22 protein-coding genes are annotated in these 25,287 nt (G+C 53.6%); 15 read left to right on the top strand and 7 right to left on the bottom strand.

The window, feature by feature from the left end; translation table 11 throughout:
• From rsxB to ACN0VL_RS10245, 6 genes are all read right to left on the bottom strand, one after another.
• Entirely contained in the window at positions 1-555 is a 555-nt protein-coding gene (rsxB, locus tag ACN0VL_RS10270) for an electron transport complex subunit RsxB (protein WP_417617027.1), read from the bottom strand.
• Positions 555-1,136: an electron transport complex subunit RsxA gene (rsxA, locus tag ACN0VL_RS10265; protein ID WP_417617025.1), complete on the bottom strand. Its 582-nt coding sequence runs from the start codon at positions 1,134-1,136 to the stop codon at positions 555-557. The genes rsxB and rsxA overlap by 1 nt, the downstream gene beginning before the upstream one ends.
• Positions 1,137-1,227: 91 nt before the next feature.
• Entirely contained in the window at positions 1,228-1,956 is a 729-nt protein-coding gene (locus ACN0VL_RS10260; RefSeq protein ID WP_417617023.1) for a TSUP family transporter, read from the bottom strand.
• Positions 1,957-2,093: 137 nt separating this feature from the next.
• Complete coding sequence (pfkA, locus tag ACN0VL_RS10255; RefSeq protein WP_417617021.1) at positions 2,094-3,056, bottom strand: 6-phosphofructokinase; 963 nt, start codon at positions 3,054-3,056, stop codon at positions 2,094-2,096.
• A 143-nt stretch (positions 3,057-3,199) separates the two neighbouring features.
• The gene (gene tpiA / locus ACN0VL_RS10250; RefSeq protein ID WP_417617019.1) at positions 3,200-3,964 is read right to left on the bottom strand and encodes a triose-phosphate isomerase; all 765 of its coding nucleotides are present in this window, start codon (positions 3,962-3,964) and stop codon (positions 3,200-3,202) included.
• A 230-nt stretch (positions 3,965-4,194) separates the two neighbouring features.
• The gene (locus ACN0VL_RS10245) at positions 4,195-4,992 is read right to left on the bottom strand and encodes an ElyC/SanA/YdcF family protein (RefSeq protein ID WP_417617017.1); all 798 of its coding nucleotides are present in this window, start codon (positions 4,990-4,992) and stop codon (positions 4,195-4,197) included.
• Positions 4,993-5,050: 58 nt separating this feature from the next.
• Here ACN0VL_RS10245 and ACN0VL_RS10240 point away from each other — a divergent pair, with 58 nt between their 5' ends.
• The 5 genes from ACN0VL_RS10240 (at position 5,051) to ACN0VL_RS10220 (ending at position 14,202) form a co-directional block, all read left to right on the top strand.
• Positions 5,051-5,839, top strand: coding sequence for a methyltransferase domain-containing protein (locus tag ACN0VL_RS10240; RefSeq protein WP_417617015.1), 789 nt, complete (start codon positions 5,051-5,053; stop codon positions 5,837-5,839).
• A gap of 391 nt (positions 5,840-6,230) precedes the next feature.
• Entirely contained in the window at positions 6,231-7,556 is a 1,326-nt protein-coding gene (mukF, locus tag ACN0VL_RS10235; protein WP_417617013.1) for a chromosome partition protein MukF, read from the top strand.
• A complete protein-coding gene (gene mukE, locus ACN0VL_RS10230; RefSeq protein ID WP_417617011.1) occupies positions 7,537-8,256 on the top strand; it encodes a chromosome partition protein MukE in 720 nt (239 codons plus the stop codon). Before mukF ends, mukE begins: the two co-directional genes overlap by 20 nt.
• Positions 8,257-8,306: 50 nt before the next feature.
• On the top strand, positions 8,307-12,743 hold the full coding sequence (mukB, locus tag ACN0VL_RS10225; protein WP_417617068.1) for a chromosome partition protein MukB: 4,437 nt from the start codon (positions 8,307-8,309) through the stop codon (positions 12,741-12,743).
• 589 nt (positions 12,744-13,332) lie between these two features.
• Positions 13,333-14,202 (top strand): delta-class carbonic anhydrase, encoded by an 870-nt coding sequence (locus ACN0VL_RS10220; RefSeq protein WP_417617009.1) that lies wholly within the window; start codon positions 13,333-13,335, stop codon positions 14,200-14,202.
• A gap of 100 nt (positions 14,203-14,302) precedes the next feature.
• Here the strand turns inward: ACN0VL_RS10220 and ybiO are convergent, their stop codons facing one another.
• Positions 14,303-16,618 carry a mechanosensitive channel protein gene (gene ybiO / locus ACN0VL_RS10215; protein WP_417617007.1) on the bottom strand — a complete coding sequence of 772 codons (2,316 nt, stop codon included), beginning with the start codon at positions 16,616-16,618 and terminating at the stop codon, positions 14,303-14,305.
• 423 nt (positions 16,619-17,041) lie between these two features.
• On the opposite strand from ybiO, the gene ACN0VL_RS10210 reads away from it, so the two are divergent.
• The 10 genes from ACN0VL_RS10210 to ACN0VL_RS10165 all read left to right on the top strand — a co-directional run bounded on the left by ACN0VL_RS10210 (position 17,042) and on the right by ACN0VL_RS10165 (position 25,267).
• Complete coding sequence (locus ACN0VL_RS10210) at positions 17,042-18,649, top strand: flavin monoamine oxidase family protein (protein WP_417617005.1); 1,608 nt, start codon at positions 17,042-17,044, stop codon at positions 18,647-18,649.
• Between the two features lie 11 nt (positions 18,650-18,660).
• A complete protein-coding gene (locus ACN0VL_RS10205; RefSeq protein WP_417617003.1) occupies positions 18,661-19,062 on the top strand; it encodes a c-type cytochrome in 402 nt (133 codons plus the stop codon).
• A 56-nt stretch (positions 19,063-19,118) separates the two neighbouring features.
• A complete protein-coding gene (locus ACN0VL_RS10200) occupies positions 19,119-19,616 on the top strand; it encodes a RidA family protein (protein ID WP_417617001.1) in 498 nt (165 codons plus the stop codon).
• A 660-nt stretch (positions 19,617-20,276) separates the two neighbouring features.
• Positions 20,277-20,657: a hypothetical protein gene (locus ACN0VL_RS10195; protein ID WP_417616999.1), complete on the top strand. Its 381-nt coding sequence runs from the start codon at positions 20,277-20,279 to the stop codon at positions 20,655-20,657.
• A 116-nt stretch (positions 20,658-20,773) separates the two neighbouring features.
• Positions 20,774-21,580, top strand: a complete 807-nt coding sequence (locus tag ACN0VL_RS10190) for a hypothetical protein (protein WP_417616997.1) — start codon at positions 20,774-20,776, stop codon at positions 21,578-21,580.
• 67 nt (positions 21,581-21,647) lie between these two features.
• Positions 21,648-22,280 carry a type B chloramphenicol O-acetyltransferase gene (catB, locus tag ACN0VL_RS10185; protein ID WP_417617067.1) on the top strand — a complete coding sequence of 211 codons (633 nt, stop codon included), beginning with the start codon at positions 21,648-21,650 and terminating at the stop codon, positions 22,278-22,280.
• Between the two features lie 49 nt (positions 22,281-22,329).
• Positions 22,330-23,064 (top strand): hypothetical protein, encoded by a 735-nt coding sequence (locus tag ACN0VL_RS10180; RefSeq protein WP_417616995.1) that lies wholly within the window; start codon positions 22,330-22,332, stop codon positions 23,062-23,064.
• Positions 23,065-23,383: 319 nt separating this feature from the next.
• On the top strand, positions 23,384-23,632 hold the full coding sequence (locus ACN0VL_RS10175) for a DUF3297 family protein (RefSeq protein WP_417617065.1): 249 nt from the start codon (positions 23,384-23,386) through the stop codon (positions 23,630-23,632).
• A 200-nt stretch (positions 23,633-23,832) separates the two neighbouring features.
• On the top strand, positions 23,833-24,411 hold the full coding sequence (locus ACN0VL_RS10170; RefSeq protein WP_417616993.1) for a DapH/DapD/GlmU-related protein: 579 nt from the start codon (positions 23,833-23,835) through the stop codon (positions 24,409-24,411).
• Between the two features lie 424 nt (positions 24,412-24,835).
• Positions 24,836-25,267 (top strand): ion channel, encoded by a 432-nt coding sequence (locus ACN0VL_RS10165; protein WP_417616992.1) that lies wholly within the window; start codon positions 24,836-24,838, stop codon positions 25,265-25,267.
• Positions 25,268-25,287 lie beyond the last annotated feature (20 nt).

Here is a 25,287-nt window from a genome sequence, read left to right as displayed (position 1 = left end):
TTAATCTACCTGTTTAATGGCGATGGGCGTCAGTTGCCATTTCCAGTTATCGGGAGTGACCGACAGCGGGATCATTTCTATGCAGTCGGTGGGGCAGGGGTCGACACATAAATCACAGCCCGTGCATTCATCACTGATCACGGTGTGCATGGCCTTGGTGGCACCCACTATGGCGTCGACGGGGCAGGCCTGAATACACTTGGTGCAACCAATGCACATGTCTTCGTGAATAAAGGCGACCTTTTTTTCCGGCTCGGCGGCGGCTTCGCCCATGGCTTGAGGCTCTACGCCCATCAGGTCGGCAATTTTGCGCATGGTGGCATCGCCACCGGGCACACATTTGTTAACGTCGTCACCGTTGGCCACGGCTTCGGCATAGGGGCGGCAACCGGGATAACCACACTGGCCGCATTGCGTTTGTGGCAGCAGTTCGTCCAGCTGTTCCACTATGGGATCGGACTCCACGCGAAACTTGACCGCGGCAAAGCCCAGAATCACACCAAAAATAAGCGCCAGCAGCGCCAATACGGCAATGGCGATTAAAATATTACTCATTACAACTTCACCAATCCGGTAAAGCCCATAAAGGCTAAAGACATCAAGCCGGCCGTGATCATGGCCAGCGCAGCGCCTTTAAAGGGCGCAGGCACATCGGCGCCGGCCAGGCGTTCGCGCATGGCGGCAAACAACACCAATACCAATGAAAAACCCAGGGCGGCACCAAAGCCATACACCAGGCTTTGCATAAAATTATGCTGCTCGTTGATGTTCAGCAGCGCCACACCCAGCACCGCACAGTTGGTGGTGATCAGCGGCAGGAAGATGCCCAGCAGCCGATACAGCGTGGGGCTGGTCTTGTGCACCACCATCTCGGTGAACTGCACCACAACGGCAATGACCAGAATAAACGACAAGGTGCGCAGATAGGTAAGTTCCAGTGGCAGCAGAATGTACTGGTTCACCAGATAAGAGCAAGCCGCCGCCAGTGTAAGAACAAAGGTGGTGGCTAACCCCATACCAATGGCTGTTTCAAGTTTGCCGGACACGCCCATGAAGGGGCAAAGACCCAGAAACTTGACCAGCACGAAATTATTGACCAGCACGGTGCCGACAAACAGCAGCAGGTATTCAGACATGATCACTCGGCAATATAAAATGACAGCCGCTATTATCGGACTTTATGACGCGTTTAACAATGGCGTATATATTGTGGATATAGGCCGATTTTCAGAAAAAAGTGTTGATTAACATGCCAATAACGGCAAAAGCACAAAGCAGCAAAGAGCCGTAGTGCACTATTGGCCGGGAGACCAGGTGCAGGGTATGGACCGCCACCCAGTTGCCGAGCAGGGCGGCGGGTACCAGTGGCAGAGCCAGCTTGATATGTTCCGGGGAAAGAAATCCCCCCAGGCTCAGGGCGCCGACCGACATCAGAGAAGACACCACGAAGAAACCGGCCAGATTGGCGCGAATGCGGTGAATGTCGGCGCCGTGCATCACCAGCACCATGGGTGGCCCGCCTATGGTGGTGCTGGTGCCCATGACACCGGACAAAAATCCGCCCAGCGCCATATTGGAGCGGGTCATCGGCAGCGCGATATCCTTGAGTCGTACCAGAATGCCGAGCAGGATGGTAACGGCAATAAAGATGGCCAGCACCTGCTGTGACACCAGGGCCAGCAGCAAGACGCCGAGGGCGCTGCCGGGGATGCGCGCCAGCAGTGCCGGTGCCAGCAGATTAAACTCCAGCCCCTTGCGAAAGCGCCAGCCATTCACCAGGCACATGACCAGCAGCACCACAGTGAGTGGGCCAGGCACCAGCGCAGGATTGAGATAGAACAGTATGGGGGCGGCCACAATGGCCATGCCAAAACCGATGGCGGTTTGCACATAGGCACCGATAAAGCAGGCCAGCGCGGCCAGCAGTACCATGACATTCAGCTCGAAATTATCCATCAGGCCCGTCGTTAACACATGAAGTGAACGTCATTATGGTCAATCTCGAGGGGCAGTGGAAGCCAGATGGAGCCAGGTCTGGCGAGCAGGCTCCATCTAAGTACTCTTTACTCCTCACCCTTCACTCTTCATTGCCGTTAAAACAGCGTGTTCGACAGCTGGTACATTTCTTCGTTGAAGGGGCGTTTCAAGTGCTTGATGCAGTCGATAATATCGTGATGCACTATGTGGTTGCTTTGCAGCCCCATGCAGCGACCGCCGTAGCCTTCCAGCAGTAACTCCACGGCGCGAGCGCCCATGCGGCTGGCCATAATACGGTCTTGTGCCGTTGGGGTGCCACCACGCTGCACATGACCCAAGATAGTGGCGCGGCTGTCACGGCCGGTCGCCGCCTGAATATCGTACGCCAGACGATTGACGTCACACATGTTTTCACAAATGGCGACAATGGCGTGCTTCTTACCCTTGGCGACCCCTTCGTGGATCTGGCGGATCAGCTCATCCTGATCGAAGGCCACCTCGGGGACGATAACGTACTCGGCGCCCCCGGCCACGGCGGCAGACGAGGTCAGGTCACCACAATGACGGCCCATGATTTCTACTACCGAAATACGATTGTGCGAACTGCAGGTATCGCGCAGCCGGTCTATGGCCTCTACGGCCACATTAAGGGCGGTGTCAAAACCTATGGTAAAGTCGGTGCCGGCAATGTCGTTGTCTATGGTGCCGGGAATGCCGATACAGGGAAAACCCAGTTCGGTCAAACACATGGCACCCATGTAAGAGCCATCGCCACCAATCACCACCAGGGCGTCTATGGCGTGTTGTTTAAGGTTGGCCACGGCCTGCAGGCGCACGGCTTCGTCCTTGAATTCCGGAAAGCGCGCCGAGCCTAAAAAGGTGCCGCCACGGGTGATCACATCGGATACCGAATGACGCTCCAGTGGCACTATGTCATTTTGATGCAGACCCTTGTAACCACTGTGAATGCCAAACACTTCCAGACCATGATGCAGGCCGGTTCGTACCACGGCACGAATGGCGGCGTTCATGCCAGGGGCATCACCACCACTGGTCAGTACTCCAATGCGTTTAATCATGTGCTCCCTTATTATTTTTGGACCATGAATCGTAAAGGGTGAAAGGTGAGGTGGATACAGAAAACACAGGCCAGCCATTGTGCAGATCGCCCGGTGTTAAACACTTCACGCGTTACCCTTCCCCCCTTACCCCTTACGGCTTTTTACCCGCCGGCGCGAATAATGGCGGCAAATTCTTCTGCCTGCAGGGCGGCACCGCCCACCAGGGCGCCGTCTATATCGGCCATGGCAAACAGGCCGGGGGCGCTGGCGCCTTTGACCGAGCCGCCATACAAAATTTGTACCCTGGCGGCCACTGTGGTGTCAAAGCCGGCGATAAAGGTACGAATGGCGGCATGCACCTGTTGGGCAATGTCGGGGGTGGCGGTTTTACCGGTACCAATGGCCCACACGGGTTCGTAGGCAATCACGGCGTTGGCAAACGACTCGATACCGCAATGGGAAATCACTTCCTGTAGCTGACGCTCTACCACGGCCTGGGTTTCTTTGGCTTCAAACTGCTCTAATGTTTCACCAATACAGAGCACAGGTGTCAAGCCTGCTCCTTGTACGGCGGCAAACTTGGCCGCCACCATGGCATTGCTTTCGCCATGCAGGGTGCGGCGCTCGCTGTGGCCTACCAGCACATACTGCACGCCAAATTCCTTATACATGGCGGCGGAGTTTTCGCCGGTATAGGCGCCTTCGGCGTGCAGATCGGCATCTTGTGCGCCCAATGCAATAGGACTATCCGTTAACAGCGCCTGAGCCTGACCTAAAAATAACACAGGCGGGCAGACGGCAACCGCCACGTTTGGGTGCTTTTCAGCCGGAGCTTGCAGGGCATTAATCAGCTTGGCCACCATGGCCTTGTTGCCGTTGAGCTTCCAGTTACCCATCACTAACGTTTGTCGTGTTGTCTGCGTCATTTTATATTCCCGGTTTGATAAATGGAGCCATTATAGGGGCAGGGATCCGGCAAAACCAGAGCCCTGCGGGTAGCGGTCAGTTTTAAGCCGTAAGCTGTCAGCCAAAGACAAACACCGAGCTTTGTAGTCCGGCGCTTCAGCTGCCGGTTCTGCGTTAGCAGAATTGTTTGGCAGTTGTCTTTAACTTACAGCCGATCGCCTACAGCGACTGGCTACTTGAAGGATTCGGCTTACTCACGGTCGCTAGTGAGAGCCTGCCAGCCCAAGCCTAAATATTCATGCCAGGCGATTTCGCTGCGCTCGAGGTAATGACCCTTGGGCAGATAGCTGTAGAGCGGCAGGCCGGCGCGGCTTTCTTTGGCATGGTGGCCCACGGGGGCGGCGGTGGGCGCGGCACCCTGGGCATGAAACAAGGCCATGGCGCGGGGCATGTGGCTGGCGGAGGTCACCAGCAAGGCCTGTCGGCCATCAATCAGCGGGGCGATCGCCATGGCCTCTTCAGCCGTGTCTTTGGGCAAGGGCAGGGCAACCATGCGGCGCTCGTCGATACCCAACGCCTGGGCCACGGCGGCATACAACTCGGCACTGGAACGACCCTCGCCACCGGCATAGCCGCTGACAATCAGCCGCGCCTCGGGGTAGGCATGGGCCAGGCGAACTCCTTCGCTAATGCGCACCAGGCCGGCCTGGCCCAACTGGCTCAGTAGCGGTAAGGCGGTGTCGGCTACCTGAGCCGCCCCCAGCACCACTATATCCTGTATTGGCGCCTGATCTGGCCGTTGCAGCTCGGGTAAATACGGAGGGTAGTGTGCTTCCAGCGGGGCGATCAGCGCGTTGGCCACCGGCCGCGTAGACAACAGGGTCAGGCTCAGTAGTGACAGCAGTAACAGGCTGGTGCCGCTGCGTTTATGCTGCCTGTGTAATAGCCACAAGCCCAAAAAAGCCACAATAAGCAGTAAAGGTAGCGGTAATAACAGGCTACCCAGCCATTTTTTCGCCAAAAAAACCATCTGTACGCACGCACTCATTTGTTAACCCTACTGGTTATGACAGAATAGCGACCCCTGAGTCGTTAAGAAATACCAAGTGCAGTCTAATACTAACTTTGATAGCAAAGCCCGGGTGTTTGCCCGCAATATCTATGGCACCACCAAGGGCCGCATTCGCCTGGCCGTGTTGCAACGGGATTTGGACGAGCTGCTGGCCAGCTTGCCCGACAGGCCGCTGCGTATTCTGGATGCCGGCGGGGGCTTTGGACCCCTGTCACAAGGCCTGGCGGCCATGGGGCATCAGGTGGTGCTGTGCGATTTGTCCGGCGAAATGCTGGCGCTGGCCCGTGAGCAAGCCGGCGAAAAGGGCATTTTGCCGCAGTTCGAGTTTATTCAGGCCCCCATACAGTCGCTGACCCCGGCCGATCTGGGGCAGTTTGATCTGGTGTTGTGCCATGCAGTCTTGGAATGGGTGGAAGATCAGAGCCAGTTATTAGCCTGCCTGCAGGCCTTGCTCCGCGACGGCGGCCATTTGTCGCTGATGTTTTATAACCGCGACGGCCTCTTGTACCACAGCCTGGTGATGGGACATTTTGATTATGTATACGCCGATCTCGTCAAAAAACGACGTCAAAAACTGACACCCGGCTGGCCTTGCCGACCCCCGCAGGTTTATGACTGGCTGCAGGCACTGGGCTTTGTTATAACCACTCGCAGTGGCGTGCGGGTGATCCACGATTACATGGTAGAAAAGCGCATTAAGGTGGAGCAGGCCGACGAGGTCATCGCCATGGAGCTGGCCCATGCCAGACAAGAGCCCTTTATGCACCTGGGCCGTTATATTCATGTGCTGGCGCAAAAAACGCCAGGTGCGAGTGAAGAGTAAAGGGTGAAGAGTGAAGGGGTAAACATAGCCCCGAACACCCAGAGTCCAGCACCAAATGATCGTAAGTAATGCCGTATAACAGGTGTGGTTCTGTCGTCATTCCCGCGAAGGAACGTCATCCTCGCGTAGGCGGGGACGGGAATCCAGAACCTGTGGCGCAGAACTGTCAACCAGCGGAGCGCCTGCAAAGAGACTGGACCCCCGCCTTCGCGAGGGTGACGATAAACGAGTGTCATTCCCGCGAAGGCGGGAACCTAGAACCCACATCAGTTATAAGATATTGCTTAAGAGATGAGGCGTAAAGCGTGAGGAGCCAACACTGACACCCCCGGTGTTGTTCACCTTGCTCCTCACGTCTCACTCCTTACATTTCCATAAAGAGAGCAGCAAGATGACAGAGATGTCCCGCACCCTGCCGGACTGGATTGGCTGGGTTAAACAAGAGCAATGTCAGCTAAACCTGCCGCCAGAACGGTTGGCATTTTTGCTGGCCATACAGATATTCAGCCGAGACGGCGAGCAGCCGCAGCTTACCGAAGCCGAGCTGCAACATGCTTTTAGCTTCGTCAGCAAGGGCTTCGAGCTGGCCGACGATACTCTGGTGAGCCGGGCCAACAATGCCATTAATGACTTGGTGCGCCAACGGTTGCTCAGTCGCTTTCAGGCCGAGGCCGGTGACGGCGACAGCCTGTATCGCTTAACCCGATTAGGAGTGGCCATCGTCGAATTCTTTGCCGCTCAGCGCGACGTCAGCCAGGTTAAACTGTCGCTGCAGCTGGAACAAATCAGCCAGGATCTGGACAAGATCACCGCCACCATCGCCCGCAACCCGGATGCGCAAGAGTGGCAGCAAGAGGTAGCAGGGCGCCTGACTTATTCGGTGGCCGAGCAGCTGGCGCGTATCGACGACACGCAACGAGCCATGGACGAGCAGCAAAACGCGGTCAAAGCCAATATTGCCGCTCTGTTGAATAAAAACTGGCACGACGCCATTGCCGCCTGTGAGCAGCTATTACGGGAAACCGGCCAGACCCTGCGGGAGTTGCAAGACACCCTCGACAAGGCCGGCCATGGCTTGCAGCTCAGCCTGCTCAACATAGAAGAACAATTGCAGCTACAGGCTCGCGGCATCGCGCTGGCGCCTTTGTGTCAGCAGCTGCAGGCCCGGCTGGACGCCATTATTTTATGGGGCAGCCAGTGTATCGAACTGTGGTCCCGGTACGATCTGCACGTGCATCGCTTTATTCGTACCGCCATCGACATGGACAAAAACCGCGCCTTCAGCCAGCGCCTGCGCGAGTCTGTTCGCCAGTTTGAGCAACATAACTGGCAGCTGCGCATCGCCCAGGCCGAGCCCCTGCTGGAGCTGAGGGCCGAAACCATGGCCGCCTACGCCGACGAAGTGACCGGCGAGCTGCCAGAAGCGCTGGAATACCAGGAAATGAGCGATGTGTCCGCCGAACTGTCGGGGCGCATTCGCGAGCATCTGCAGGGGTTTGCCGAGTCGGGCGAGCCGCTGGATATGGCCGCCGTGCTCCGCGCCTATTTACAGGATTTTCCGCATTACCAACACTTTGATATTGCCCGCCTGCTGATCGATGAAGCAGTCAAGCTGGGCCATGCCAACGCCGAGAGCCTGGGCGCCGCCCAGCCAGAATGGCAACGCATCAACGCCCACGGGGCCAAGGTACAAGCACATGTTATCGACCAATACTGAACTCGCGCTCAACCCGCGACTGGCCCAGGCCATCGCCAATCCGTTGTTTCCGGCACTGGATAACCAGCTGCGCACCGGCCGCCACATTAGTGCCGACGAGCTGGAAGCCCATTCGTTACTGCAGGAATACTATCCCGAGCTGGAGGCTTTTTATCAGCGCTATCAGGTAGAGCTGGTGCGCGCCCCCGAGGGTTTTTATTACCTGCGCCCCCGCTCGACCAGCGAGATCAACACCGCCATTTTATCCGAGCTGGAAATGCTGGTCGGCAAAGTGTTGTGTTATTTGTATTTAAGCCCGGATCGCCTGATCAACGAGGGCGTATTCTCACTGCTCGACCTGCAGGAAGAAGTCTTGACCCTGGCCAATGAGACCGCCTTGTTGCGCATGGTCAACCAAAGAGCCGGCGGCAGCGATTTGGACCGCCGCAAGCTGCAAGACAAACTCAAAAGTGCCATTCGTCGACTCAAGCGGTTGGGCATGGTGAGTGCCGTGGGCAGCCAGGACAAGTTTCGCATCAGTGAAGCCGTGTTTCGGTTTGCCGCCGATGTGCGCACCGATGAAGATCCTCGCGAGCTGCAGCTGCGCATGATCAGAGACGGTGAAGCCGTGGCCGGGCAGGAAGACCCGACCGACCATGCACAAGGCGGCGAGCAGGCAGAAAACGATCCCGAACCAGACGAGCAGGAGGAGCTGCAGTGAACATCATGACCGACAGCCAGCCAGATAGCGCTACATTAATGTCGGCGCCCATGGCCGATAGCCAGGCAGCACCTTTTGCTCGTGGCAAGTTTCACTCCCTGACCATGGTCAACTGGAACGGCTTTTTTGCCCGCACCTTTGAGCTGGACACCCTGGTCACTACCTTGTCCGGCGGCAACGGCGCCGGCAAGTCGACTACTATGGCGGCCTTTATTGCCGCCTTGATCCCGGATTTAAGCCTGCTGCATTTTCGCAATACCACGGAAGCGGGCAGCCAGTCGGGCAGCCGCGACAAGGGCTTGTACGGCAAGCTGCAACGGGGCCATTGTTATTCGCTGATTGAAATCAATACCTCTCAGGGCGAGCGGGTCTGGTTTGGCGTGCACCTGGAGCAGGTGGCCAACCGCGACAACAAGGTCAACCTTACCGCCTTTAGTGTGCGTGGCGTGAATGCCAATGCCAAGCCGACCGAGCTGCTGTTGGCACAACTCGAAGATGGTCGTGGCCAGGTGCGCTCGCTTAACGAGCTGAAAGCCGCCGCCCAGGCTGCCGATCTGCAATTTACCCGTTTTAACACCGTCTCCGAGTACCATCACTTTTTGTTTGATGTGGGCGTGACGCCGCGCAAACTCAAGGATCAGCGAGACAGAGTAAAGTTCTACCGACTGATTGAAGCCTCTTTGTATGGCGGTATTTCCAGCACCATCAGCCGCAGCCTGAAAGACTATTTATTGCCGGAAAATGCCGGGATTCGCCAGGCCTTCAACGACATGGAAGCGGCGATTTTTGAAAACCGCCGCACCCTGGAAGCCATTCGCGAAACCCAGCGTCAGCGTGATGCATTTCGCCAGTTGATCACCGAAACCACCCATTATGTGGCCGCGGATTATGTGCGCAACAGCGCGGAAAAAAAGCGCTTGTCCGAGCAGGCCCTGTCTGCCCGTCAGGCGTTGGCGAACGAACGAAAAATTCTGGCCGAAGAGCGCGCGCGACTGATCTACCTGGCCGATGAACTGGAGCATCTGGCCTCCCGCGAACGCATGCTGACCGACGAGCTGGACATGGCGTCCGAGCACCTGGCTAAGGTGCTGAACGGCGTCAAGCTCAATGAAAAAATCGAGAGTTACCAGCATGAACTGAACGAGCTGGCAGAAAAGCTCGCCATTCAACAAGAAACCCTGGCCGAGCTGCAGGACGAGCACCAGGAAGCCACCGCCATTAAACAGGCGGCGGATGACGAAGTAGACAGCCTGAAAACCCAGCTGGCGGATTATCAGCAGGCGCTGGACACCCAGCAAACCCGTGCCATTCAATATCGTCAGGCCCGGGCGGCACTGGGCGAGGCCAAGGTGAAATGCGGCTTGCCGGAGTTAACCCCCGAGCAGGCAAAAGCCGAAGAGCAGGCTCACCAGGCGCGCGAACAGGCATTGACCGGCGTGGTGCTGGAACATCGCCAGCAACTGTCGTTGGCCGAGGCGGCGCGGGCCCAATATGATCATGCGCTGTCGTTACTGCACAGCATCGACAGCCAGGCCGAGCGGGCCCAGGCCTTTGCGCGCGCCAATCAGTTGTTGGAACAGGGGCGTGAATATCAGGCCCTGCTGGCGCGGGAAGCCGGCATTCGTCAGCAATATCAGCAGGCCGCACAAAATGCACAAAAGCGCGATAAAGCGGTGGAATTGCAAGCCGAACTGGCGCGACTGGGCCACAGCGTACAAGACGAGGCCGAGCTGGAGTATCAGCTGGCCGAGCTGGATGAACAAAAGGCCGAGCTGGAAGCACAACTGGCCGACTGCGCCGACATTCAACGCCAACAGCAGGCACAACGTGGGCAAATAGCCCCCAGAATAGCCGCGTTACGCAGTCAGGCACCGGCCTGGCATACCGCGCAGCAGCAACTGGAGCGGCTGCGTGACTTGTCGGGTTTGCCCTTGCGGGATAGCGGCGAAGTTACCGCCGCCATGCAGCAGGCGCTGCGTGCCGAGCACGGTGCCGAACAGCAAAAGCAACAGGCGCTACAGACCAAGCAGCAGTTAGAACAGCAGATCCGCAGTCTGCACGGCGGCAGTGATGCCGACCCACGCCTGATTGCCTTGTGCGAGCAACTGGGTGGTACCTTGCTGGCCGATGTGTATGACGACATCGCCGTAGAGGACGCCCCCTATTACGAGGCGCTGTATGGCCCGGCCCGTAACGGTATTGTGGTGGCGGATCCGCAAGCGGCGCTGGTGCAATTGCAGGCACTGGAGTCGTGCCCGGCCGATGTCTATTTAATTCAGGGCAACCCCGATGCCTTCGATGAAGACATGCTGCATGCCACCGAACTGGATAATGCCATTTGGGTGAAAAACGGCGAGCGTCAACTGCGTTATTCGCGCTTTTCCACCGAACCCTTGTTTGGTCGCGCCGCCCGTGAAGCCAAAATCGAGCAGCTGAACCTGGAGCTGGAAACCGCCAATAGCCAGTATGCCGAGTCGGCCTTTACCCAGCAAAAGCAAAGTCGGCTCTATCATCAGCTGAGCGAGTTTGTCAGTCAGGGCATGCAACACGCCTTTGGGCCCAATCCGGAAGCGGAGCTGGAGCAATTGGCGGCCCAACAAACAGAAATAGACGCGGCACTGGCCAGCACGGCGGCAACGCTGTCGCAGTGGCAGGCCAAACGGGGACAGTTGCGCGAGCAGCAAACCCTGTTGCACCGCCTGTTGCCCCTGGCGGATCACTTGAGCGAACAGGATGCAGACGCCCGATTGGCGGCGGCTACCGCCGAGCAAGAGGCGCTGGCGCAGGCCCGTGATTTTATGGCCAGCCACGGCCAGAAGCTGGGTCGATTGGCCGAGCAGGTGCAGGTATTACGCCAGGATCCGGCCGAATTCGACAGCCTGCAACAGCAGGTGGTGGCAGCAGAAGCCGAGTTGACCGAGGCGCGGGCACGCACCTATGCCTTGACGCAATTGGTGGCGCGCCTGCCGCACCTGGCGTATGCCGATGCCGAACAATTGCTGGATCAAAGCTCGGCCATGAACGACAGCCTGAAAGCCAAGCTGGTGCAGGCCGAAGACGCGCGGCGCAAGGCGGCACTGAAAGTCGAGCAGCTGAACGGCCGGGTGACCGATGCCCTGCAGGCGCGCACCGCCCTGGTTACCGGGCACGATGCGCGCAGCCAGACCCTGAACGAGTTTCGTGACGAGTTTGCGGCACTGGGCATTGAATTAGCCGACGACATGGAAGCCAAGGCGTTGGCCGCCAAGCGCGAGCGGGAAAACGAGCTGGTACACACCCGCAGCAAGCGCAGCCAGACCGAGGCGCAGCGTCAGGTCACCAAGCGCGAAATTGAATCCTTGAGCCAACGGCTGAGCAAAGACGGCCAGGGCTATTTTGCCGCGCGCAAGGCGCTGGTCAATCATAAGGCCAACTGGGCCAAGGTGGTGCGACTGGCGCGCGATCATGATGTAGAGCGACGCTTGGCACGGCCCGAACTGGCGTATCTGGATGCGGACGAGTTGCGGTCTATTTCCGACAAGGCCCTGGGCGCCTTGCGCGTGGCGGTAGCGCACGATGAAGAGCTGCGCGATGCCCTGCGCATCAGTGAAGGGCAGCGTAATACCCTGCAAAAGGTACAGTTTTACATACTGGTGTTCAGCCACCTGAAAGCGCGGATCCGCCACGACATCATTCGTGCCGACGATCCGGTAGAAGCGCTGGAAGAAATGGAAGTGGAGCTGGGTCGACTGGCCGATGAGCTGCAGCAGCGTGAAGGGCAGCTGTCGCTGTCGTCCCACGAGGTGGCGGCCAAGATCAACACCATTATTCGCCGCGAGCAAAACCGTATTCGCCAGCTTAACCAGGGCTTGCAGAACATCAGCTTTGGTCTGGTGGCCGGCGTACGGCTGAACGTGAACATTCGCGACACCTATGCCCGCCTGCTGGAGGCCTTGAGTGACAAAGAGGGTCGCCACCAGGACCTGTTCAGCAGCAAAGAGATGAGCTTCTCCGAAGCCATGGGCAAGTTGTTCCAGCGCCTGAACCCGCAGCTGGAACAAGGGGAGCGCAGCCCGCAGGTATTGGGTCAGGCGTTGCTGGATTATCGTAACTATCTGGACCTGGACATAGAAGTACAGCGGGGGGCCGATGGCTGGTTGCGTGCCGAAAGCGGTGCGCTGTCCACCGGTGAAGCCATTGGTACCGGTCAGGCCATCTTGCTGATGGTGCTGCAAAGCTGGGAAGAAGAATCCCGTCATTTGCGCAGTCGCGATGTGTTGCCGTGCCGTTTGTTGTTCCTGGACGAAGCGGCGCGACTCGATACCCGCTCGATCGCTACCCTGTTTGAATTGTGCGAACGCCAAAACATGCAGCTGTTAATAGCGGCACCAGAAAACATCAGCCCGGAAAAAGGCACTACCTACAAGCTGATCCGTAAAGTACACGGCAAACAAGAGCAGGTGCATGTAGTGGGACTAAGAGGCTTCGCCGGCGAGCCCGCAGCTTAAAATAAAGCGGCAAGCTACACCGTAAAAAGTAAAAAACACCGAATTAATCAGTTCGGTGTTTTTTTATGCCGGTTGTATGGCTTGATTAATTCTATTTGGTTTTGATGAGTTTATGAGCGACAGGAAGCTAGAAATAAGTCCGGATTGTTCATAAAGCGCCCAACTGTCGACACTGGTGTTTTAAATATCTCGTTACATTGAATTAAAAATCAAATACGGCATAATGCAGCCATTATAACGTTTTTTATTTCAATCAAAGGTAAAGCATGAGGAGCCTCTTCTGCTCCGATGCAATACTAACGCCAAAAGTCATCACGATTTGATACTGGTTCTGTCGTCATTCCCGCGAGGGTGACGAGAAAGAAAAGCTAGCGCCAGAATCCACACCTGTTATACCGAACTGCTTGGCTTAGCATCAAGCTGCAAACCACAATGTCGTGTAGGGTCGAATTTATTCGACCGCTTTCATACGAGGCATTTTGGGGTCGAAAAATGAGCCCTACAAAATAGCCGATATTTACAGCTTCGGGCAATTTGATCCTTTAACTCTGTACTTATTTTGATTTTTATACCATCGAGGAGATAAATAATGAAAGTTAGTCCTTTTTTTCTGCTGGCGGCAACCACCGCTATCTCATTCAACGTGGCGGCAAAGAACACGCCCGTTAATGCAGGCGAGCCGGTCTCCGATCAGGTGATTGCCGAGCAAAGACAAAAGCTGGCAGAAAATACGGAAAACAAAGGTTTTGGTCCTCAGTCTCCTCGCAGTCTCGATACCCTAGAGGGAAAAAACCAGGTGCTGTTCAATGCAGCGCCGGCCTACAGCCAAATGAACCTGTGTGACATTCACTTTCATAAAAACGCCGAGCATCAGGGCGGTGAATTTTCCGAGTATGCCGGCAATGGTGATGGCCACGGACACGGTACTGGCTACCGTTATTCGGGCACGCTGACCGAGGCCGAGTTGGCACCGGTGGCTGGCGAAATATGCCCCAGCAAGAATGGCGGCCTGTTTGCGGGCGATACCATAGAAGTACATTACGTTTATTCGACGGCACAGGTCACGCCCGGGCCAACTCTGGGCTCCTGCTTTAGCGAAGCGAGCAACAATCCCCAGTTGCGGGTAGAAGCTCAGGTGTACGTACTGGTGAACGACAGCGAAGCCCTGGACTTTGGTCAGTTAACGCGCGTTGAACAGCAAAATGGTCTGTATCAGGCGGTGAATCTGCCAACCAATACCGGCCAGTCGGTGCAGTATACCGGTTCAACCACGGGCCCGAGTTACAATGAACAAGGTTCCCCTTTCCAGGTGAGCTGGGGCGTTCGCCCTCAGGTTGCCAAGGTGAACATTGCGACCGTGGGTGAGTGGTGCAAGGGCAACGAGTTTGAAGAAGATCACGCCCATGGAGTCAGAAACTTGGTTATCAACCCGGATCTGATCTCTACCATAACGCCATAATAGTCTGGTTGTAGGGGCACGGCGTTACGCTGTGCCGACGGATGACATCAGTCATAAAAAAGGCCGAGCGCATGCTCGGCCTTTTCAGATCTAACGCCTGTTATTTGTCGTCATCATTAGGCGCATCGTTGGTCACGGGGGCCTTGCTGGCAGTGGGCACGAGCTTTTCGTCCGGCTTGGCCTGACCACCCGGATGGCCATTGATATCGAACTCTTGTTCCATCACCCGCAGGTTGGCAGAAGGGGCCTGACCTTCTTTGCCCACACCAAAGTAAACCGTGCTGTGCGGGAAGGGGATTTCGATACCGGCACTGTCGAAGTGCAGTTTAACCAGGCGGTTATAGGCACGACCTACCGCCCACTGCATGCCCGGCGTGGTTTTAATCCGCACCCGAATAACAACGGCACTGTCGGCCAGGGCAATCACACCCGCCACTTCCAGTGGTGCCAGTATGGCGTGCTTGTTGTCTTCGCTGGCGGCCAGCTCGTCAAAGGCGTTTTGCAGCTGCACTATGGCCTCATCGATGCTTTCGCGATACGCCACCCCATATTCACCCACATGATAGGCAAACTCGCGCATGTAGTTGGATACCGTATCCACACTCGAAAACGGAATAATGTGATAGGTACCGCTAAGGTCGCGAATGCCCACCGAACGAATGCTGAGCTTTTCGGCGGTGCCGGTAATGCCGGCCAGGGTGACCACATCGCCGGTATTCATGGCGTTTTCTATCTGAATAAACACCCCGGTAATAATGTCCTGCACCAGCTTTTGCGCACCAAAACCTATCGCCAGACCCAGTACACCGGCACCGGCGATCAGCGGTCCGATATTAATGCCAATTTCAGACAGCGCTATCATGATGGTGAGCGTGGCCAGGGCAATGGCCACGGCATTGCGAAACAGCAGCAACAAGGTTTGCGCGCGGGCAGAAGGCACTCCGCTGCCGGTTTCCGGGTTCAGCTTATGCTCGATAAGGCTGGCCAGCAGCACCCACACCACGGCAGCCACGGCGAGAATAATGGCCACGCTGATGATTTTGCTCATCAACTTGCCGCCGGCTTCAGACTCGTACCAGGCGTTCAAGTCGACGATGGCCCAGGCGTTAGACACCAGCAAGACCGCCATCGACACGATCAGCACCCGCAAAAAGCGCAAGGCCGCAGGAATATAGCTGTTGAGGCGAGGTTCGAGCAAAGGCAACTTGCGGCGCAACTCGTCCGAAAGCGTGATGTGCCGGCCTATGGTCTGGCTCAGCAGGCTGGACAGTAAAATACCCAGCACCACCACCCCCAGGGTTTTCAAGGTGGCAAACAGCACAAAGGGCAGGGCTTCGGCGGGGCTGAGCAGGGTGAGCACCAAGACCACGGTAAAATACGCCAGCGCAATCAGGTACCAGATGCGCGATAACAGTATCAGGCTGAACTGGGCCGCGGTAATGGTGCTTTGTTCGGCTCTGGCGCGAATGGCATGGCGCAGACGGAGACGGTTTTTCATGATCACCGTGACCGCATAAAAGTAAGCGATAAACATGATGAGGGTGTTCACGCTCTGGCCCAGGGTGGTCGATATATTGATGTTGATCAGGGGCACCAGCACCATGACCCCATAGCCGACCAGGCTAATCAGCAGTGCCAACCAGCGATTCCAGTAGCCGGCTTCCGATGCGCTGATCGGGAGCAGGCGCAGCCCGTCGTAACGAGAAGAAAACAGCACTCGTAACCCGGCCTTCAGTAGCTCGATCACCATAAAGGCATTCAAAAAGAGAGAAGCCTGAGTGGTTAACTCGCCGGTTTCGCCCACTAAAAAGGTGGCCACCAGATGACCGCCAAAATAGGCAAGGGCTATCGCCAATACGTCGACCGCCGTGGCCAGCACCACACAGGCCACCAATCGCAGTACCGGAGTTTTGCCATCTCCGTGCCGGGACCAGTAACTCAGGCGGCTAAAAATCGGACCGGCCAGCCGCCTTAGCAGCCAGAACAGCGCCACTGTGGTAATGATCACCATTCCCAGGTTCATGGCCGCATTAATAAAGGTCGCGCTGTTAAAGCCCGCGTTGTCGTCAGCCACATTGCCGGCCAGCAGGTCATTGGTCACGTCCACCAGGTTGGTGAACTGATCGCTCAGCCCACTGGCAATCTGGCTGGTGGTTTCTGCCAGTTGACTGGGTATGGAAGGCTCTGCCGGTTCGCTGCTCTCGGCCGCCTCCTGGGCTGCCGGTGTCTGCTGGTCGGCCAGACTGCGCAGCTGGTCAATCAGCTGTTGGCGTGATTGTTCGTTTTCCAATACCTCGGCGAGGGCGCTGTAGGAAGGGGCTGATGTAGCGTCTTGATTTTGGGCATGCGCCATACTCGCCAGGGGAGCACAGAGCAGCAACAGGGTCAGCAAAGTGAGTCTTTGTAATAGGTTCACCAGTGGCCTCCGGTAGGCGGTCAGTGTATTGAATGTACAGATATGGGGGGTTCCATCTTGTTATTTGTATGAAGCTTTATGATGAATAATTAAAGCAATTACTCAGGGTAACATACCCATAATGCTGATGTTAATGCCGGATTATTCGCCCTGAAAGCGGCCATAGGCCAACCAGAACAAGACACAGCCGGCACTTTGCTTGGTAGAAGATTGTATATAGACAAGTCATGCAGGGGGCCGTACAGCAATTTATTCCGGGTTTTAGTGGCGGCGCTGCCGACCAGACACTAAGTTTATTAACTGTTGGTTAACTAAACTTGGCGTGTTGTAAGGCTGCCTTCTAAGTGTTGCACTGCTAATGGGGGTGTCCTCTGCAAATACGGCTAAGCCATAAGCGTATATCTGCCCAGGAGGTCACTAAATATGGAACTAACTCGAGGCATAAGCAGAAGAGCGGTACTGTCGTGGATCGGTAAAACGGCCGGTGCAGCCGCCATGTACCAGGCCATGACCACGCTGGGGTTTGCCAGCGAATCTACCTTCGACAAAGACCACTATCAGCTGGAAGGTGCGCCCAAAGGAGCGTCGGTATTGGTGTTGGGGGCGGGTCTGGCCGGCATGACGGCGGCCTTTGAACTGCAGAAGGCGGGCTATAAAGTTAAAATTCTCGAGTACAACGAGAAGGCCGGGGGCCGCTGCTGGACCATTCGAGGTGGCGACAAATACACCGAGCTGGGCGGGGCAACCCAGGAGTGCAAGTTCGATGAGGGGCTCTATATCAACCCGGGCCCGTGGCGCATTCCGTATCATCACTATGCGGTGCTGCACTATTGCAAACAGTTCAACGTAAAGCTGGAAGTCTTTAACCAAATCAACCACAACGCCTACGTGCACAGCACCAAGGCCTTTGACGGCAAGCCCAAACGCTACCGTGAAGTATACGCCGATTTTCAGGGGCATATTGCCGAGCTGCTTTCCAAGTGCGTGAACCAGAAAGGTCTGGATGAAGCCATGACCCGCGAAGAAACCGAACGCCTGTTACTGGTGATGCGGGAGTGGGGCGCACTGAACGGTGACAACCAATACGTGAAGTCGATAGAGGCCAGCCTGACCCGCGGTTTCGACATAGAGCCCGGTGGTGGTTTAATGCCGGAACAGCAATACTCCCAGCCCATGGATCGCAGCGAGCTGCTTAACTCCAGCCTATGGAAGCACCTGACCACGGGTAACCTGTTCGAATATCAAAGCACTATCTTTCAGCCCATTGGCGGCATGGACATGATTGCCAAAGGCTTTGAAAAAGAAGTCGGCAATCTTATCCGCTACAGCAGCAAGGTCACCAAAATCCATCAGGATGATAAAGGCGTGACCGTAAACTATGTCGACAGCAAAAATCCGGGCGACACCATGACCGAGTCTGCGGACTGGTGTGTGTGTACTATCCCGCTGTCAATTCTGGGGCAAATTCCGGCCAACTTCAGCAGCAAGCTGAGCAATGCCATTCGTGCGGTTCCGTACGATACCGGCGTAAAGGTCGGGCTGCAGTTCAAGCGCCGCTTCTGGGAAGAGGACGATCGCATTTATGGTGGCGTTACCTATACCGACATGCCCATAGAGATGATCAGCTATCCCAGCACCGACTACCACTCTTCGGGTAAAGGGGTACTGCTGGGGGGCTACCTGTGGGATGAAAACGCCTACGAGTTTGCCGCCATGCCACCCGAAATGCGGGTGAAAAAAGCGCTGGAATACGGAGCCAAAATCCACCCGCAATACATGGATGAATTTGATAACGGCATTTCCGTGGCCTGGCACCGGGTGCCCTGGACCAACGGCTGTTATGGGATCTGGACGCCGGAAAGCCGCAAGGATCACTACAAGAATCTATGCGAAATAGATAACCGGGTGGTGCTGGCGGGTGAGCATGCCTCGTATATTCCGGCCTGGATGGAAGGCGCCATTCTGTCTTCTTTAGACGCCATCAAGCGCCTGCATGAGCACGCTGTTGCAGCGAAAGAACAAAACGCCTAAAGGAGCCAAACATGAACAAGCTAACCTTATCTGCACTTCTGCTAGGCATGAGCTCGCTGGTGACATATCCTGCTGTAGCGGGTACGCCAACCGTGTCCGAAAGCGGTAGCTTTGAACAAAAAACAGGTGAAGATCTCTTTAACAGCATTTGTCAGGGCTGCCACATGGAAGGGGGCAAAGGCGTGAATACCGGCGCCGGCTTCTATCCCGCCCTGGCCAACAACCCCAGGTTGTCGGCGGCGGGCTACCCTATTTTTATTCTGTTAAACGGCCTGGGTGGCATGCCCAGCTTCAAACACTACCTGAGTGACGAACAAATAGTGGAAGTGGTTAACTATATTCGTACTAATTTAGGGAACGATTACCCGGAAAAAACGACACTTGAAGAAGTGAAATCAATGAGTAACCGCTAACCAAACCAACAGACTCCCCCGGCATTGCCGGGGGGATAGTGATTAAGGAGTAATAAATGAAAGCCTTTCTATCTGGTATTGCAACCGCCATCCTGCTCACCGGCGTTACGGCCACGGCCTATGCCGCCGAAGAGGGGGTGATTCGCCATAAACTGCCTGATTCCGACTTTCCTATTTCTCTGGCCGTTGAAGTGCCCGCCGGCAGCACGCAAGTACACATGAGCGGCCAGGTACCCAGCGTGATAAATGCCGACGCCGATGGCAACACCATTGCCGCTTTTGGCTCCATGGAAGAACAAACCGTCTCTGTATTGCAAGGTATCGAAAAAAGCCTGAAGTCGCTCAACCTGACCATGGGCGATGTTTACCGCATGCAGGTATTTCTGGTGGGCCAGGATGGTAAAGTGGACTTTGCCGGCTTCATGAAAGGCTACACCCAGTTCTTTGGCACCGACGAACAGCCTAACCTGCCGGTCCGCTCCGCGGTAGAAGTGGCTGCCCTGGTCAACCCCGGCTGGCTGGTCGAAATAGAAGTGTCTGCTATCCGTCCATAATAAACCGCGAGCCCAGGAGTATTGGGCTCGATCCTGTTCCCTACTTGAATACCCCTCGTTTTATGGCTTTTTCAGGGAAGAAGAAGCTAGCCTCTCTGGCACGACATCCCCAAACACTCCTTTGCATAAGTAACCTCTTATAATTGATGTGGATTTTGGCGCTGGTGTGCCTTTATCGTCACCCTCGCGAAGGCGGGGTCCAGTGCCTTTGCAGGCGCCAGCAGACTGACAGTTCTGCGCCACAAGTCCTGGATTCCCGTCCCCGCCTACGCCTACGCGAGGATGACGAGAAAGAAAAGCTAGCCCCTGTATCCACATCAGTTATGAGACGTTACTTATGCGGTATTAAGTGCCTGGCAGGACTTATATTTATTTTTTACTCTGCTTATAATGCAAAAGCTTCATATGAGTTCAAAGTATTTTTCGGCAATTTGATTGCAACAACAGGGATAGTTAAGACAAGTAACAGGGAAGGGAAGAGGCTGGTTTCCCGCAAAGAAGGAGAGGTAGCCTGCCCGAAGCATCCGTGCGAGCACATAAAAGCGGTTCATTCATGTGGTGTGTTGCTCTTTGTTTGGCCCCGATGCGCGAATTGCCGCTTGAGCAGGATAGCGTAAATGCGCATGCTCAGTATTAAAAATATTATAAATGGAATTGCCAATGACCGAGAAGGTTAAACTTGTTAAGCTCAGTGCTGAGCAAATCGCACTGGCGAAAGATACGAATGGCGGAAGAAAGCATATTACCCATGCTGTCGTGTGCGGTAACTATGGCCAGCTATTTGGTACTGAGAAACAATGCCGAAAATACTATACGGCGTGGAGCAAAATTTTCCCTCGCTTGTTTTCCGGCGGTGAAGAAGTCGATGATTTTGACCTCGAGTCATTTGAGACAACACCGGAGTTGGTGATGGTGCTGATTGATGCCCACGATCCGTTAGTAAAAGCAGCAAGCGTACAACAAATAGCCGACATGTCTCGGCCATCGCAGCAGAGACCTGCCAAGAAAAAAGGGTTTTGGGCCAAGCTATTCGGTGTGTAATTTATAATAAATCACAGCAGTACGCGGCCGATCGCCGCCCTTTGCATGGCTCCTTCGTCGCCACTCCAAGGTCGCCGCTGTGCTCAGCGTTAGCCATCAATTAGGAGTGAATCTGAGTGCAGAGTTCTAAAGAGATTTTGGATCTTCTTACTAAAGCAAAGGATATGCGGCTGAATATAGCCATATTCTCTGTAGCGATAGTAATATTGTATTGTTCGTCTAAAGGCTTAGTCACAATTGACTCAGTTTCTGAAACGGTTCTTAGGGGGTTGACTTTTATTACCTCTGTTCGTTTGGTCTACGGGGTAATAGGACTCATATATTCTTACTTTCAGAAACGGCAGGAAGAAAAAGAAAAGTTGGCTAAAGCTGCGGAAGAAGCCAAGAATGCAGAATCCAATAGTTTAAAAAGCCGAGAGAAAATTCGAAGCGCATTTGAAACATTAGATATATTTCAGCTTTACATAATACAAGAATTAAAAAGACAGAATCATGTTCAGGTGAAAAAAGGGGCTTCGCTGTTCACCCTTAAAAGCTTTAACATTATTTATACTCCAGCAGTTGGCGAGCGGTATGAGTCTGCGTCTTTAACTGCAGTTGCAAAGGATATTTTAGAAAACGAGCTATGGCGTAGATTTGATGAGCTTAAATTTAATGCGCTAGTTAGATTTTTTGAAGGCATTCAGCCTGAAGATGCAAAGCATTTTCAAGAGTTTCTCGCTAAAGAATCAATAAATACAAAGAGATACAATTCGCACCGAGGTGGCAGCCAATATTATGACAATGAACGAGTATTCTCAAATTACTCAAACAGCATAATCTTTGCGCAACCCCAAAGAAGCTACACCTATATCATTGATCCTAGAGCCAAAGAAGCGATTGAAACAGTATTTAAGGAAAAGGCGGAAGAGGTAAATGGCTAACAAGGCGCTGCTGCAGGACAAATTTTCCGCAGAGCACGGCGTTATGTAGCTTGAGGATACAATTACAATTATGAATTATTTTGAATCTCCTTTTTCTGGCATCTCGTTGCAGGAGCAGGTTACCAATCCTAATATTGTGGTCGGACGGCATAGTTATTACTCGGGTTACTACCATGGGCATAGTTTTGATGATTGTGCACGCTATTTAGCGGCAGATAGAGATGATGTTGACAAACTAATCATAGGCAATTTCTGCTCAATTGGTTCGGGGGCTGTCTTCATGATGGCGGGTAATCAAGGTCATCGAAATGATTGGATAAGTACCTTTCCATTTTTCTATCAAGACAATGAACACTTTGCCGATGCAAAAAATGGCTTTCAGCGTGCAGGTGACACAGTCATAGGAAATGACGTTTGGATTGGATCAGAGGCAATGATTATGTCAGGGGTGACAATAGGCCACGGGGCAATAATTGCTAGCCGAGCTGTTGTAACGAAAAATGTAGCACCATACGAAGTTGTAGGTTCAAATCCAGCAACACATATCAGGTACCGCTTCTCTAGCGAGAAAGTTCAAATGCTACTGGAAATGGAATGGTGGAACTGGTCGGATATTGAACTGAAAGAGAGTATGCACTTATTATGTTCGGCAGAGATTGAAGATCTTTATAAGTACTGGCTCGATCAAATACGTACATAACAAACGCATGTTGTTGGATTTTTTTCGCAGCGCTCCAAATAAGCCGCAAATGTGGGCGTTAGCAATACACTGTGGGGAATTGGAAATCATTAAAGATAAAAATGAGAGAGTGCTTTTGGTTTTATGTTGCTTCTCTATTGCCATACTAATAATTTCTGGTGCGCGTTTACCTCTAATCTCTGAGTTAGAAGGTACTATGCTCGGGTCATTTCTCACCTCGATAACCTATATCTCTGTCTTCGAAAATATATTGATCGGCTATCTCGCAGCGTATGTTTTCTATCTATTAAATAGTTATTTCCCAAGGAAAAAGTTAAGGGAAGATAACCTTAAACTGTTGAACTCATGTGTAGCATCAATTCTAGACAGTTACAAACGTACCAGGGTTTATGGTCATGAAACGGCGTTACCATATGTAAACACCGAATGTTTAGATCAGGAATGGTTAAGGCATCAAGTATCAGAATTGAAGAAAGCCAAAACAGATGCCTTGAAGTTGAAGTTCACATTAGACACTGCTCATACCCGAGAAAATGATTTTAGAAACCTACTCCAAATAGCATCAAGTATCTCTCCAGAGCATGCAGAAAAGTGGCTTGTGTTAACAGATAAAGTTCGTCTACTATCTGATAATTACGGTGAACAACCAAAAGCAACGGATGAAGAAATGCACTTGGTAAGAATGAGAAGTAAAGAAAGTCCAATGCATTACTATCACTTGGATCTGGAATTTCGAATAATGGAGTTGATGGAAGTAACTATTGAGTGGCTAGAGTTGGAATAATATTTCTAACAAGGCGTTTAATATAGACATTCAACGCTTGGTATATTCGGTTCGAATCAGTATTGGTGTTTATGGAACAATAGATTAAGTAGCGGGGGCGCGTTGTTCACCCCTTAACGCGGCGTTATATGAAAGCTGATAAAAAATAAATATCTATTTAATATCACGCGACCAGCTTCGATTTGTGCTCATCGAAAAAACTGCACTAGGCGATTGCAGTGTGCGGCTTCACATGAGCCTTGTCGTCGGCACTGCAGTTCTTGAGCCTTGGGCCTGTTTTGTCTACAATGGCGCACTTTTTGGTTACGTCAGGTCTATCATGAACGACAGCAAATCACTACCCGCTTTACCGGATCGCCTTTCGGGCAACCCTCGTAGCCCGCACCATGTGGCAGAGATTTTCGAGCACAATATCGGTATTCGGCTCAATGGCAAAGAGCGCTTCGATGTTGAGGAATACTGCATCAGTGAAGGTTGGGTAAAAGTTGCCTCGCCCAAAGCGTTGGACCGTCGCGGCCAGCCGTTGCTGATGACGCTCAAGGGTACTGTTGAAGCCTTTTATAGTTAAGTCGTTTTGCAACGCCACTGACTATCATCTACCCATAGGGCCTAAATAAATTTAGGCCCTATGTTTTTATTGATGCTCTATCAAGTCTGATAGATAAATATTCATTGTCAGATATTCAGATGGGCCTTGGTCATTAGTCGGTAAAGTTCCGCAGGCGAAACCTTTAATGAGCAGTATAAAAAGAGTTGGTTTGATAAGCCATGAGCGAAAATAAAATCGGTATTTTCGAAAGAATGCTTTCTGGGGGAGTCATTGCCAATGACGATCCCGAGATGAAAAAGGTGTGGTCTCAAATAGCCAGAACCATCAAGTTATCTGCAGCACTCAATGTGTCGACCGATATCAATCAGATAAAAGGGCGGCTGAGTGAAATTATCAAAAATAAAATAGATGCCAGCACCATTATATTTGTGCCTTTTTATACCAACTTTGGTCAGCACATAAAGCTTGGCCGAGAAGTCTTTATCAATCATGATTGTTCCTTCCTGGATATGGGCGGGATCACCATTGAAGATAATGTTCAAATAGGGCCCAAAGTCAGCCTGATTACGGAAAACCACCCGTTAGACCCCTCGAAACGAAAAGATCTCGATCTTGCCTCAATTGTGATTAAGAAGAATGCCTGGTTGGGTGCGGGAGTGACCATACTGCCGGGGGTGACGGTAGGCGAGAACGCCGTGGTGGCAGCAGGCGCAGTCGTCAATAAAGACGTACCACCAAACACTGTGGTTGCTGGCGTTCCCGCCACATTCATAAAAAAAATCAGTCATCCTGCATAACCGCTGTGGATCTGCCGTCATTCCCGCGAAGGAACGTCATCCTCGCATAGGAACGTCATCCTCGCGAAGGTGGGGACGGGGACGGGAATCCAGGACTTGTGGTACAGAACTGTCAGCCTGCGGTTCGCCTGCAAAGACACTGGACCCTGCCTTCGCGAGGGTGACGAGATATACAAATTAGCGCCAAAATCCACATCAGTTATCAGGTATTTAACCGCCGTGGTGCTGCCGTCTTTCTCGCGTAGGAAGGTTATCCTCGCTTGAGGAACGTCATCCTCGCGAAGGCGGGGACGGGGACGATAAAGGTCAACAGACCCTAAGGTCCAGGCCATTTCAAACACGAAAATAATCTCGCCCACCACTCGGCCAAGGTGCTCAAGGTATTACACTCTAGGTTGTTGAAGCGAAGAGTGGGGGAGCCGGGATGCTGGCTGTTTTTGTCATCAATACCATGGTTGTGGCGCTATCCGTGGTGCTGCATTACGAGTTCCTGTACCGAATTACCCTGTATATCCCCAACATGACCATCAGTCATCGTTATCGCATTGTGTTTGGCGTGTGCGGTGCCTTGATTGCGCACGCCTGCGAAATCTGGATTTTTGCCATTGCCTACTACTTTATGCATCTCACCGATGGCTGGGGACAGTTGAGCGGCAATTTTAACGGGAGCCTGCTGGATTGTGGCTATTTCTCATTCACCGTATTCACCACCCTGGGTTTTGGCGATATTGAGCCCAGTGGAGACTTGCGATATTTAACCGGCATAGAGTCGTTGACCGGGCTGGTGCTGATAACCTGGACCGCTTCTTTCTTGTACTTTGAAATGCAGCGGCATTGGCGGATGACAGAAAAATAACGACCTTAATGCGAGTACAG

Origin of the sequence: Oceanisphaera sp. (assembly GCF_048268965.1) — a bacterium.
In the GTDB taxonomy this organism is placed as follows: Bacteria; Pseudomonadota; Gammaproteobacteria; order Enterobacterales; family Aeromonadaceae; genus Oceanimonas.
The sequence above is the reverse complement of the archived record's forward strand: the minus strand, read 5'-3'. Positions and strand labels throughout refer to the sequence as shown.